General features: G+C 53.7%; 17 protein-coding genes and 1 tRNA gene. 8 read left to right on the forward strand and 10 right to left on the reverse strand.

All coding sequences use genetic code 11. The features are described from left to right. Positions 1–92 precede the first annotated feature (92 nt). A complete protein-coding gene (locus tag RG836_RS03535; RefSeq protein ID WP_310843251.1) occupies positions 93–821 on the forward strand; it encodes an amidotransferase in 729 nt (242 codons plus the stop codon). A gap of 104 nt (positions 822–925) precedes the next feature. On the opposite strand, the gene RG836_RS03540 is transcribed toward RG836_RS03535, so the two are convergent. From RG836_RS03540 to RG836_RS03550, 3 genes are all read right to left on the reverse strand, one after another. Further along, entirely contained in the window at positions 926–1,897 is a 972-nt protein-coding gene (locus RG836_RS03540) for a magnesium and cobalt transport protein CorA (protein WP_310843252.1), read from the reverse strand. 132 nt (positions 1,898–2,029) lie between these two features. Beyond that, positions 2,030–2,752: a lysophospholipid acyltransferase family protein gene (locus RG836_RS03545; RefSeq protein ID WP_310843275.1), complete on the reverse strand. Its 723-nt coding sequence runs from the start codon at positions 2,750–2,752 to the stop codon at positions 2,030–2,032. 215 nt (positions 2,753–2,967) lie between these two features. Continuing rightward, on the reverse strand, positions 2,968–3,657 hold the full coding sequence (locus RG836_RS03550) for a crotonase/enoyl-CoA hydratase family protein (protein WP_310843254.1): 690 nt from the start codon (positions 3,655–3,657) through the stop codon (positions 2,968–2,970). Between the two features lie 298 nt (positions 3,658–3,955). On the opposite strand from RG836_RS03550, the gene RG836_RS03555 reads away from it, so the two are divergent. Further along, positions 3,956–4,045, forward strand: a tRNA-Ser gene (locus RG836_RS03555). A gap of 143 nt (positions 4,046–4,188) precedes the next feature. Here RG836_RS03555 and RG836_RS03560 read toward each other — a convergent pair. Then, the gene (locus RG836_RS03560) at positions 4,189–4,497 is read right to left on the reverse strand and encodes a hypothetical protein (protein ID WP_310843255.1); all 309 of its coding nucleotides are present in this window, start codon (positions 4,495–4,497) and stop codon (positions 4,189–4,191) included. Between the two features lie 356 nt (positions 4,498–4,853). Here RG836_RS03560 and RG836_RS03565 point away from each other — a divergent pair, with 356 nt between their 5' ends. Beyond that, entirely contained in the window at positions 4,854–5,042 is a 189-nt protein-coding gene (locus RG836_RS03565) for a hypothetical protein (protein WP_310843256.1), read from the forward strand. A gap of 22 nt (positions 5,043–5,064) precedes the next feature. Here the strand turns inward: RG836_RS03565 and RG836_RS03570 are convergent, their stop codons facing one another. Further along, entirely contained in the window at positions 5,065–5,247 is a 183-nt protein-coding gene (locus RG836_RS03570) for a hypothetical protein (RefSeq protein ID WP_310843257.1), read from the reverse strand. Between RG836_RS03570 and RG836_RS03575 the strand changes: the two genes are divergently transcribed. The 5 genes from RG836_RS03575 (at position 5,246) to RG836_RS03595 (ending at position 7,139) form a co-directional block, all read left to right on the forward strand. Further along, positions 5,246–5,566 carry a YbjQ family protein gene (locus RG836_RS03575; RefSeq protein WP_310843259.1) on the forward strand — a complete coding sequence of 107 codons (321 nt, stop codon included), beginning with the start codon at positions 5,246–5,248 and terminating at the stop codon, positions 5,564–5,566. The two genes, RG836_RS03570 and RG836_RS03575, sit on opposite strands and share 2 nt — an antisense overlap. Positions 5,567–5,712: 146 nt before the next feature. Next, entirely contained in the window at positions 5,713–5,904 is a 192-nt protein-coding gene (locus tag RG836_RS03580; RefSeq protein ID WP_310843260.1) for a hypothetical protein, read from the forward strand. A 334-nt stretch (positions 5,905–6,238) separates the two neighbouring features. After that, complete coding sequence (locus tag RG836_RS03585; protein ID WP_310843263.1) at positions 6,239–6,610, forward strand: glycine zipper domain-containing protein; 372 nt, start codon at positions 6,239–6,241, stop codon at positions 6,608–6,610. 107 nt (positions 6,611–6,717) lie between these two features. Continuing rightward, positions 6,718–6,906: a hypothetical protein gene (locus tag RG836_RS03590; RefSeq protein ID WP_310843264.1), complete on the forward strand. Its 189-nt coding sequence runs from the start codon at positions 6,718–6,720 to the stop codon at positions 6,904–6,906. 17 nt (positions 6,907–6,923) lie between these two features. After that, positions 6,924–7,139, forward strand: a complete 216-nt coding sequence (locus tag RG836_RS03595; protein WP_310843265.1) for a hypothetical protein — start codon at positions 6,924–6,926, stop codon at positions 7,137–7,139. Positions 7,140–7,596: 457 nt separating this feature from the next. On the opposite strand, the gene RG836_RS03600 is transcribed toward RG836_RS03595, so the two are convergent. From RG836_RS03600 to RG836_RS03620, 5 genes are all read right to left on the reverse strand, one after another. Beyond that, a complete protein-coding gene (locus RG836_RS03600) occupies positions 7,597–7,980 on the reverse strand; it encodes a hypothetical protein (protein WP_310843268.1) in 384 nt (127 codons plus the stop codon). Positions 7,981–9,246: 1,266 nt separating this feature from the next. Then, a complete protein-coding gene (locus tag RG836_RS03605; protein ID WP_310843270.1) occupies positions 9,247–9,654 on the reverse strand; it encodes a DUF6896 domain-containing protein in 408 nt (135 codons plus the stop codon). Positions 9,655–9,804: 150 nt separating this feature from the next. After that, the gene (locus RG836_RS03610) at positions 9,805–10,191 is read right to left on the reverse strand and encodes a hypothetical protein (protein WP_310843271.1); all 387 of its coding nucleotides are present in this window, start codon (positions 10,189–10,191) and stop codon (positions 9,805–9,807) included. A 270-nt stretch (positions 10,192–10,461) separates the two neighbouring features. Then, on the reverse strand, positions 10,462–10,854 hold the full coding sequence (locus RG836_RS03615; protein WP_310843272.1) for a hypothetical protein: 393 nt from the start codon (positions 10,852–10,854) through the stop codon (positions 10,462–10,464). Beyond that, positions 10,851–11,987 (reverse strand): RHS repeat-associated core domain-containing protein (locus RG836_RS03620; protein WP_310843273.1); only part of this gene is annotated, 1,137 nt, incomplete at its 5' end. The genes RG836_RS03620 and RG836_RS03615, both read right to left, overlap by 4 nt.

The raw sequence follows: 11,987 nt of genomic DNA on the forward strand, positions 1-11,987 counted from the left end.
TGCTGGGCGCATTCCGGGGCTTGCCTTGCCACCGTGTTTCGAGGCAGGCTCTGGGGTGTGCAATATTCCCATCATCGTGTCAGGTATTTTTTATGTCGTTACGCATCTGCATTCTGGAAACCGACAACCTGCGGCCGGAACTGGTAGATCAATACCAGGGCTACGGGAAGATGTTCCAGCGCCTGTTCTCGCAGCAACCCATCGCGGCCGAGTTCACCGTTTACAACGTGGTGCAGGGGGAATACCCCAGTGATGACCTGGCCTTTGATGCGTACCTGATCACCGGCAGCAAAGCCGACTCTTTCGGCACCGACCCGTGGATCGAAACACTCCGGGCCTACCTGCTGACCCGTTACGAACGTGGCGACAAATTGTTGGGCGTGTGCTTCGGCCATCAATTGCTGGCGCTGCTGCTAGGCGGCAAGAGCGAGCGCGCGACCCAGGGCTGGGGCGTCGGCATCCATAATTACAAAATGGCCGCGAAGGCGCCATGGATGAGCCCGGTGCGTGAAGAACTGACCTTGTTGATCAGCCACCAGGATCAGGTCACGGCGTTACCGGAAAACGCCACGGTGATCGCTTCCAGTGATTTCTGCCCGTTCGCCGCTTACCACATCAATGACCAAGTGCTGTGCTTCCAGGGCCATCCTGAATTTATCCACGACTACTCCCGGGCGCTGCTCGACATTCGTCATGAATTCCTCGGCGAGCAGATTTACCAGCAAGGCGTGGCCAGCCTCGAGCACGATCACCACGGCACCACCGTCGCCGAATGGATGATGCGCTTCGTGGCGCATAAGCCTGAGGCTAACGCTGTCTAAAGGCTTCGCGAGCAGGCTTGCTCCCACATTCGAAAACTTTTCCCTGTGGGAGCGAGCCTGCTGGCGAATGCTGTTGGCTCGGTCTTAAGGAATTATCACCAGGCTCACAACCACCCCGACCGCTTGAAACTCACCCACAACGCCGTACACCCCACGCCGATAAATGCCAGCACCGCAAAATAGCCGTAATGCCAGGTCAATTCGGGCATGTTCTGGAAATTCATCCCGTAAATCCCCGCCACCGCCGTAGGGAACGCCAGGATCGCCGCCCATGCCGCGAACTTGCGCTGCACCACACTCTGCCGCGCGGCTTCCAGCAGAACGCCGATCTTAATCGTCTGGCTGGCGATATCGCGCAGCGTCGACAGGTCTTCCATCTGCCGTGTAACGTGAATCTGCACGTCGCGAAAGTACGGGCGCATGTTCTTGTCGATAAACGGAAAGCTCAGTTTCTGCAGCTCCTCACTGATTTCCACCATCGGCGCCGCGTATCGCCGCAGGCGCAGCACGTCACGCCGCAAGCCGTGCAACCGCTGAATGTCGCGCTCGCTGAGTTCGCTGCACAACACATTGCGCTCCAGCTCATCGATCTCTGCGTGAATGGCTTCGCCGACTGGTTGATAGTTTTCAATAACGAAATCCAGCAGCGCATAAAGGACGAAATCTTCCCCATGCTCCAGCAATAGCGGACGCGCCTCACAGCGTTGGCGAACGTGGGCGTAGGACGCCGAGTGGCCATTGCGGGCGGTAATGATGTAGCCGTTGCCGGCAAAGATGTGGGTTTCGATGAACTCCAGTTGGCCGTTCTCGCGCACCGGGGAATAGGTGACGATAAACAAAGCGTCGCCAAAGGTTTCCAGCTTCGGGCGGCTGTGTTTTTCCAAGGCATCTTCGATAGCCAGTTCATGCAGGTTGAATTGGCGTTGCAAGTTGGCCAGTTCCTGGGCGTTCGGCTCTTCGAGGCCGATCCAGACAAAATGTCCGGGCTTGGCCGCCCAGTCAGCGCCTTCGTCGAGGGTGATGTTGGTGATTTTCTTACCGGCGCTGTAAACCGCAGCAGCAACGACTCTACCCATGATGGTGGTTCACTTCTTATCAGCAGATGGCAGTGGCAGGCAGCGTGCAGCTTAGCTCGCCCAATGCTTGAGAGTCAGTGAAATCTCAGGAGTTCGCCGGCAAAAAGAAACCCGCGCGGGGCGGGTTTTTTCTTACGCGGTTTGCAGTTGTCGGTCCATTGACTCGATGCATTCGCGCATCTGCTCACGGCACTGGGCGATCAGCATCGGCATGTCCTCCAGGCTCATGCCCGCCGTCGGGATGGCCGGCAACGAACGGATCAGAATTTTCCCACTCCGCCAGCGGTTCAATCGCATGGTTTTTACGTAACTGCTGACACACACCGGCACGATCGGCACGCCCGCGGCAATCGCCATCTGGAACGCGCCTTTCTTGAACGGCAGTAGATCCTCGCCCAGATTGCGCGTGCCTTCAGGGAACACCCAGATCGAGGTGTCCTCGTTCTGTAGCGTGTGGGTGGTGGTCAGCATCGACTGCCGCGCCTTGTGCGCATTGCCGCGATCGATCAACACATTGCCGGCCAGCCAGAACAATTGGCCAAACAGCGGCACCCATTTCAGGCTTTTCTTGCCGATGCACACGGTGCGGTGGGGCACCACGTTGCCGAACACGAACAGGTCATAGTTGGATTGATGGTTGGCGACGATCACGCAACTGGCCGGCTTGTTTATCAACGGGCCGACATCAGTCTTGACTCGCAAGCGCAGAATGCACATCGCCGGCAGCGCATACAGGCGCGCGCACAAGCGACTGTTGTCGGGATTGAACGGCCGGCACAGACCGAGCAACACGCCCAGTATGCCCGCGACCATAAAATGCAGGCCCATCAATAACATACGCAGCACATACAGCATCGGCAGGCCCCACTGGGACAAAAGGTGGCGCAGTGTACGGATGTGCACTGTTTTCAGCAATTGCCCGACCCATGACCGGAGATGGCCGATGTTTAAGCGCATGTTTCCGGCTTATCCGTCAGATGCGAGCTAGAGCGGTCGCAGGCAGGTAAACTTTTCGCCCATGAAAAAGCCCGACTCGGGGTCGGGCTCTTCAGTAAAGGCTGTAGGAAAACTCAGCCCTTATATTCCTGATCCAGGATGATTGCGTTATCCAAGGCGTCGAGCAGCGCTTTGCGCACCTTTAGCTTGGTGTTTTTGTGCGCAGTCATGTTGATCTTCTTCAACTGGCGTGCCGCTTCCAGTGCCGCGCCTTGCAGCTCCTCGGCGGCAACCACTTTGTCGAGGAAACCAGCGTCCACTGCGGTCTGTGGATTAAACATTTCGCCGTTGATTACCGAGCGGTGAAAGGCCGAGCGACGCAGGCGATCCCGGGCCAGTTCGATGCCCGCGTGGTGCATGGTCATGCCGATCTGCACTTCGTTCAGGCCAATGCTGAACGGCCCATCGACACCAATGCGGTAATCCGCCGACAACAGGATAAACGCGCCTTTGGCCACCGCGTGCCCAGGGCACGCAACAATCACCGGGAATGGATGCGACAGCAGGCGACGGGCCAGGGTCGAACCCGCAGTTACCAGACTCACCGCTTCCTTAGGGCCGGCGGTCATGACCTTCAGATCGTAACCCCCAGAGAGCATGCCCGGAGTGCCGGTAATGATCACAATCGCCCGGTCGGCTGCCGCCTGGTCAAGCGCCGCGTTAAACGCCGTGATCACGTCCGGCGAGATGGCGTTGACCTTGCCGTTGCTCAGGGTCAGGGTCGCGATACCGTCTTCGAGGTGGTAGGCAATCAACTCACTCATGACGCTATTCCTTGTATGAAAGTGGGGCAGACGTTACCCACCGCTGACGGCCAGGTAAAGCGTCGTGACTGACTCACCAGTCAGCCGCACGCCGCCCGGCAAGCTTAGCCAACGCGTCCGCGACACCTTTATAGAAGCCAGCCCGAAGCCGGAGATTGGCCGGTTTGCCATGGTCCATCCAGCAACACGCTGCCAACCGTCCTAAACGCATGAATATTCTGAAAAAAAGCTTTGCCATCGGAAAAGGTTTCGACTACATTAGCGCGCCTCGACAGACGGAACATATTTGACGAGATACGGTGAAGTGTCCGAGTGGCTTAAGGAGCACGCCTGGAAAGTGTGTATACAAGAAATTGTATCGAGAGTTCGAATCTCTCCTTCACCGCCAAATTCGATATAAACAAAACCCCTGATTTCGAAAGAAGTCAGGGGTTTTGTGGTTTCTGGCGTTCAGAAATCCTTGTTGAACACTCCAGCCTGTCACTGCAAATGAAAAGCCCGGCGATAGCATCGGGCTGGTCACATCGCGGTTCAACTGCCCGATCCGGTACCACCCTTGCCTTCGCCACCACCTTTCGAGCCGCCAGCCGGGGCAGGGCCATTGTCGGTGGTGCCAGCGTCGGCGCCATTCGAGGCGGAGCCCGTCGTGCCATCAATACCTTTGGTCGATGTGCCGCCGTCAGTGCCCGTCCCTACACCATTGCCTTCATTGCTTTGGGGTTGAGCGGTGCCCGGTGGAAGGGCGGAGCCTTCCGTGGTTTTTTCCGCCGCCACTGCCAGAACCGAACAGGTCGACAACACGCCGGCGAGTGTGAGCGCAGCAATTTTGTTGTGCTTCATTTGAGTCTTCCTTGCGAGTGGATGTACTGCATTTGAAGAGTGGTGCAGACGAAGGTGCTGGGCAGCGGACGAGCGGTCATTGGCTAATTGTCAGTGTTTGTTTCACGTCAAAGTTGTTTCGTAGGCTGCGGAAGGTTTCAGCCTCAGGTGCTTCTGAAAGGGTTGTAGGACGCGTGACCGGCAGTTATCGGAAAGGGCGGAGAGCCCCGCTTTATGGGGCTTCCAGCTTGCCGGATGGTTTGTCGAGACTTTCGCAGTGAGCTGTTCAAGCGCGGTTTTCGCAGTGAGAATGGCGGCACTGGGTCAAACATGGACGCGACCCGCAATTGAAAGGAATCGTTATGCAGGAGCACAGCATGCAGCAGTCCGAATTGGAAAAGGTTCACGTGGAAATCGCTAAGTTGATCGCCGAGCAGCGCAAGCTGAACGCCGAGACGGGGAAGATGACGCGTGAAACGTTCTGGTATCCGGTCGGCATCGCGCTGGGGTTCATTGGCACGGTTTCCACCGTGACGGCGGTGTTGATGAAGCTGCTTCTGCCTTGACCGGTATTGCGTCGTCGGCTGGTTATTCGGTGCGTTCTGAAGGGAGATGCCCGATCACCAGCCCATTTAGTTTCCGGAAGGGCGTCCTGTAGGTCGCCCATTTTTTGCCGGGCCAGCGGTCAGCCAACCCACGATTGCCGGACACACGCTTGAGGTCAGCGGTGCAGTAGACTTCGATTCTTTTCTTTAACAAGGACGCCGCCATGATCATTTCCACGACGCCCACGATTGAAGGTCGGCAGATTATCGCTTACCTCGACATCGTCAGCGCTGAATCCGTGCAAGGGATTAATGTCATCCGTGACATGTTCGCCGGTATGCGGGACTTTTTCGGCGGGCGCTCGCAAACACTGGAGCGGGCATTGAAGGAAGCGCGCATTCAGGCGACGGATGAAATCAAGGAAAGAGCAGCGGCGTTGCAGGCCGACGCGGTGGTCGGGCTGGATTTCGAAATCAGCATGCCTGCTGGCAAGGGCGGGATGGTGGTGGTATTCGTCACCGGGACGGCGGTCAAGCTCGGATAGGGGATTGGTACCGCTTCCGTTCGTCGGGAGTAGATCGCCTGAATGCGCAGTCCAGGCATGACTGGCTAGTCTAGAAAGCTTGAGGTCGATATTTCAAGACAAGCCCGTGCTTGCCGATGTCGACCGGAACTCAGGGGGGCTAGTACATGGCAAATCCATACATTGAGGATGATGGCGCAGAATTTCCGATCAACAATTGCGTGCAATGCGGCCAGACCGAGTATGTCGCTGGTTTCGGTGAGACCGACAACCAGCCTCGCAAGGTTCGAGCCGCTACGGTGGTGAGAGGGGAGAGGGCGAAGTTCCTGCCCAGGGTGCCGGCACCGTCGCGTAAATAACGAACCCACAAAATCAGGCCCCGTAATTCACGGGGCCTTTTTCTGGGCGGGATTTGAATGCTCGGTTTTTAACGTCCACTTCTGCATTACACAATTCGTTTGGGTTTTCTTCACAAAGTTTTCACACCCCGGCCCGTAGTCTCAGCTCATCCGTTAGAAAGCAACACCCTGCCCGTTTCCCCAGCGGGCTTTTTTTTGCCTGTGATAAAACTCTTCGCACAAATACTGTCCAACCGTCGCCATCAGCGAGGTTGCGCCGATGGCTGGCTGGACATTTCCTGGTGCTCAGCATCTAATCCGCGGTTTACGGCACCCACTCATTGAGGTTTTTGTCATGCGTTTAACTCTGCCTGCTCTCGTTCTGGGCCTTTTGGTCGCTCAAGGTGCTTCGGCTGGTGATGGCACCGCCGCGCTGGGTGGCGGTTTGGGCGGCGCGCTGGGCAATGTGGTCGGCCAGCAGATGGGCGGCAGCACCGGCGCAGCAGTGGGCGCAGGCCTGGCTGGCGCAGCGGGTGGTGCATTGGCCGCTGGTAAAGGCAGCCGCACCAAAGCGGCCATCGGTGGTGGCGTCGGCGCGGCGGGCGGTTCGGTGATCGGTAACAGCCTGGGTGGCAAAACCGGTTCCACCATCGGTGCCGGCCTCGGTGGTGCGGCAGGCGGTGCGGTCGGCAACAATCTGTCGAAGTCCAAGCACAAACGTCACTGATCTAGCCGCAACTGAAGAAGCCCGGTCCTGTGCCGGGCTTCTTTGTTTATGAACGTTTGGTTTTCCCTCGCCTCCAATTTATACATTCCCAATAAGCGAGGCACGCCATGACTCCGGAAACCGAAGGCAAGGAAGAGAAAGGCCCAAGCGGCTTGCCGTTCATCAATGATCCAGGCAACGAAGACCCAGGCTCAGTGATGGATGACGCAACAGTCCCGCTCAACGACTCCGACGATGCCGGCGACGTTGGGATGATTGAGTTCGACGAAGAAGATGAATACGAAGACGACCAGTAAATGGTCTTGAGGTGTTTATGAACACTCAGCCTGGCTCCATCGACGCCGATGACACTCCCGAATACCCGCTGCCGTCGCCCACTGATTCACTGAGCCGCGACCGGCGTCCCCCGGACGATGACGACGTCGGCGTCGAGCAATTGCCTTCCGATAATACGGAGCGCGGTGATGTGGAAGGTGTGCATGACGATGCAAATCCGGTCGGCGGAGCCGTCACCGGCGAGACTACCTGACCGGCACCGCTCGTCGATTTGTGGGCACCGGCCAGCGCGATTATTGCCAGACGTCAGGTAAGCACCCTTAACAGGAGATGCACCATGAACAGGTCAATTTTTACCGCACTGACGGTGGCCGGCTTCTTGTCATTCGGTAGTCTGCCCACCTATGCACAATCCGAAGGCGCCCCGGTCAACAAGGGCGGCGTGCCACCTTCCACTGAAATGAACGCCGACTCCGCCAATGGCAACGCCTTGCCGCCGGGGAGCATTCCGAAGGGTAACGCAGCGGATGCTTCCAAAAGCGGTACTACCAGCCCGGGCACTGGCAGTTCCTCAACCAGTGGAAGTAGCTCCGCCGGTTCGAGTTCGGGAAGTAGTTCGAGCGGGACAGGGAGTGCGGGGGAAGAGGATTCTACTAAGTAACGTTTTATTAGCCCGGCTAGCGCCGGGCTTTTTCAGCATTAAGTACTCTTCAGCGACGACAGCCAGCGATAAAAAAATCTTCCTGTACTTTAGGGGCATTCACGATATCAGTGTCGTCGTAGTCGAAAATCCTCACGATGTCATTCCGTGACGCTCGCACCCCCAGACGATGCTGGTACGCAACTAATCCTGAGGACATTTGGGACGACATACTAGACGGTCGTACGTCTCTTCTCGCGCCTTTACACAAAAAATTTATATTTGGTCTTGCTAGAAGGATCTGCCCGAGGCAGTCGTAAAGATCAGCCCCTTCAAAAGATTTTTTCCATCCATCAGGCAACGTCATATGGATTTTTGAAGGGTATCGCTCGACCAAAAATTCCGCCTCTTCCAGTTTGTTGTCGATCATTATGTGAACAGTGGTCACGAACATTGGTTGTTTCCCCTATTAGGGTTCGGTATTGACTAACCGACGCAGGTGCCATCGGCTTTTACAGGTGTTACCCCAATGATGTGTTCCTTATCAATCCGTTCTGGAATGGCTATTTCATCTTCATAATCATCGAGTTTGTGAATTGGCTCTGGCGTGACTAAGAGTGCGGGAGTTGAGGAATCAACTACATCTTTTACTTGTTATCGCTATTTCTATAGGTTTCATAGCGTGTCGGTCTTCTCCTTCCACATAACCGAACGCCGATTCCGCCAACGGTAACGCCTTGCCGATGGGCAGAATTCCGAGGGGCAATGCGGTACACCCTTCGAAAAGCGGCACTATTAGCCCAAGTACTGGCAGTTCCTCTACCAGCGGTGGCAGTTCCGCCGGATCGAGTTCGGTAAATAGCTCGAGCGGAACGTGGAGTTCGTGGGAAGAGGATTCTACTAAGTGATGTGGACTGAAAAGCCTTGTCTGACAAGGCTTTTCATTATTGACGATCTTCGTCTTTGGTTCATCTATCCATTGAATTCAATCCACTTGTGATAAAAATTTATTTGTACCTGTGGGTCGTTGGTCAAATCATGATCTTCAAAGTCGAATATATGAACTACATCGCTGGTCAACGGTTCTTTTCCAAGTGTAAGTTCATATGCTTTAAGACCGAGGCTCATTTGGGCTGACATACTCGATGGGTGCACATTTTTTTTGGCACCTTTACACATGAATATTATGTCTGGGTTGTCTTTTCTCATGTTTCCAAAACATTTGAAAAAGTTAGCCCCGGCATAGCTTTTAATTTTACCGTCCTGGGTTCGTAACGATAATGTGATGCTGCGATGCTGACATATGAGCTGCGCTTCTTGCCTTAATCCATTGATTACGATAATTATAGAGCTCTCTTTTGACATTGTTTTGGGCCCCTATTTGGCTAGTTAAGTAGAAGCAAAACTCTGTACCATCGTGGCTTACCAAGGTAGCACCAAGAATTTTAGATTTGTCGATTTGACTCCGAAAAACTATCTCATGTTCTTTCTTAAAGTTTGTACATTTTCCCGAGCTCTCTCTCAAGATTCATATCAGGCATCCTTCTAAGGCGTAGATATATCCTGTTCTAGTTAAGTACCTTGTTGCGTAATTGGCGACATCCCTAGAGGGATGTCGGGGCCGGTGTGAATAACCGACGAAGTGCCGTCGGCTTTTACAAGGAAGAAACAAACGGGTTACATGCGAGCCCGGCTTTACGTCGGGCTTTGTATAAAGGTATTACGTATTTTTTAGACTATACAAGGTTGCATCTGCAGATACTTTCTGGATGATATTCAAACTTATATATTGCACAAAATCCGCCTCCAGATTTCGCTTGTTAGTATACTTTCGATACCTTTCCGGTTGGTCCATTGCAAAGTTATAGAGTCTCCAAATATCGAAACAGTCAGTTCTTCCTCCCGGTCCGTAGTCGAAATCGATGCTGATATTTGAGAAGCTGACAAGGCAACCAACCCCATGCAATTCATATGTGGTGGTGTCATCAAGTATCCCGCAACGCTCTATTTGGTTTCCCCTCCAGAGCCCCAATACACAGCGCGAGCCGAATTTTTTTTCAAGTGCTTCAGCCGCTCGCTCCACTTCACTAAGAAAGTCGTTTATCAGAATGGATAAGTCGTCATTCATTACTGTCACTTTCTTCTGCATCTTCGCTGCCAGTGGTAGAAATCCCGCCGGACCAAATTTTTAATAGTATCTCGATCGGGACGCTAATGCAGGGGACAGTCCTGTGAAGTGCTTTCGAAAAATCTCGAAATTCTTTGGGTTTTTCGAATGTCAACTCAATTTATCGCCAAAAGATACGTCTACTCTTTCAGCTATAAGCTTTATACGTTTATCGTTCAAGTCGGGGCGTTCATAATGAACATCTAAATCTTGAAAATCAACAATCGATTTTATAGTTGAACCTTGTAGCTTGCCGATAATCAAACAATTGAATCCCGATCCGATCATTTCTATTTTGTCCTCCGTATCTTCCGCGAGCTCAATATTAATGCAGTCTGGCAATACCAAGTCAAATTCCACCAAATAGAGTTTTCCAATTTCAATCTCGTATGGGCAATAACTTGCGAATGCCTGAAATCGCGCGCTGCCGACCTCGAGCATCACTGCCTCCTCGACAATATCGTCGATTTCTACAACCATAGCTGCATGACTGTTCATTAGCATGCCCCACCATTTATCCGCGAGTTATCGTTGATTTTATCCGAAAACCCGTCTGCATTTCTTGATATATGAAATTGCGCTATCCCATTGTTTATAACAACAATGTAAGCTGCTGATGATTTTAAGTTATTCATCAAAAAAATGTTCTATCGGTACGTTCGGTTTATATCTCCAGCGGGACGAAATGCGGCGGATTTTCAAATAACTCCTCCTGCTTGGTTGTCGGAAACACCAGTGATAAGTTCAGTGGCCTGGGGTGTCAGTTATTTACTTATTTAATGATGCCATCCACCGTTTGCGGAATTCCCCTTGTTCCTGAATGGTCGCGCATATATCCTTTTCTTCATAATCGAAAGTATGAACGATCCTGTCGGAATCTGCAGGAGTGCCCATTTGTACTTCGTATGCAACCAACCCTTTTGACATCTGCGAAGCCATGCTGGACGGATATACATTTAACTTTGAGCCTTTGCATAAAAACTTAATATGCGGGAAGTCAGCACGCAATTCACCGAGGCCTTGGAAAAAGTCATCAGTGAAATAAGACTTCCTAGTTCCATCTGCCATCTCGAATGTCATTATATTTTCTTTCGTACTAATGCTGATAGTGGCTTTCTCTATCAACCCGTTGATTACGATAGATATTTCAAGCGGTTTCATGGTTTTTTCCTGTTCGGATTGGGAATTGAGTACCCTTTAAGCGTTCCGTCTTCTCTCACTGGCGTCACACCCACAATATCTTCTGCATTTATGCCACCCGGGAACGCAATTTCTACCTCGCGTCTATGGGGTGAGAGCAATCCGAGCTCTTTATTTACATCAATGCCTTCTATGTTTTTTAATACATAAACAAATCCGTCTTCAAGTCCAAATCCAGTGCCGAATTTTATTGCTTCATGAAACGATGTTGAGCTGCTGACGAAATAGCTAGGCGGGCTGCGATTGTCGTTTGCGTGTAGATACAAGTCTGTGCTTTCCCCTAGTGGTTCAAAGCCTGCGTCAAAGATCTCCCATGGCTCGCGGGAATCACCACGATATAAATATGTATTTTTCTGCCTTGGTGCAGGGGTGGCGGGCTCTGCGGTTTCCACTTCAGTGTTTGTGCTTGGATCGTCAACCCCATCCGCAGGCTCACACCCCGGCCCACCGGGACACGTATTCAACCCCAACGGATCCACCCACCCCGTCGGATTCGGCACGTACCGATACGCGTTAACCCCGCCCGCCAATTTGATCGGGTCGGGTGTCAGGTAGCGCCCCAGATCCGGGCTGTAGTAGCGGTGGCGGTTGTAGTGCAGGCCGGTTTCGCCGTCGAAGTATTGGCCCTGGAAGCGCAGCGGTTGATCGAGGATCTGGTGGGTGTCGCGGGTCAGGCGGGTGAGTTTGCCGTGGGCGGTGTATTGCGCGGCCCAGACGATTTCGCCGCTGTAGTCGGTGAGTTCCTGCGGCGTGCCGAGGTGGTCGAGTTGGTAGTAGAACGGGCAGGCCTGTTGCGGGCCGTGGCCGTCGAGCAGGGCCAGGGGGCGGAAGCTGCCGGGTTCGTAGACGTAACTGCGGTGGTGCTCGCGGCTGTGTTCGGCGACGAGTTGTTCACCCTGCCAGAAAAATTCCGTGGTGCTGTCGGCCACGGTCTTGCGGGTGCGTCGGCCAAAGGCGTCGTAGGCGTAGGACGCCTGGCTGCCGTCCGGCAGGGTGACGCCGGTCAGCCGGTGCTGGCAGTCGTAGCGGTATTCGGTGACGAGGCTGTGCCCGCGGCCGCGACGCTCGCGGATCAGGTTGCCGTAGGCGTCGTA

The sequence above is a fragment of the Pseudomonas rhizozeae genome (assembly GCF_031583775.1).
Lineage (GTDB): Bacteria > Pseudomonadota > Gammaproteobacteria > Pseudomonadales > Pseudomonadaceae > Aquipseudomonas.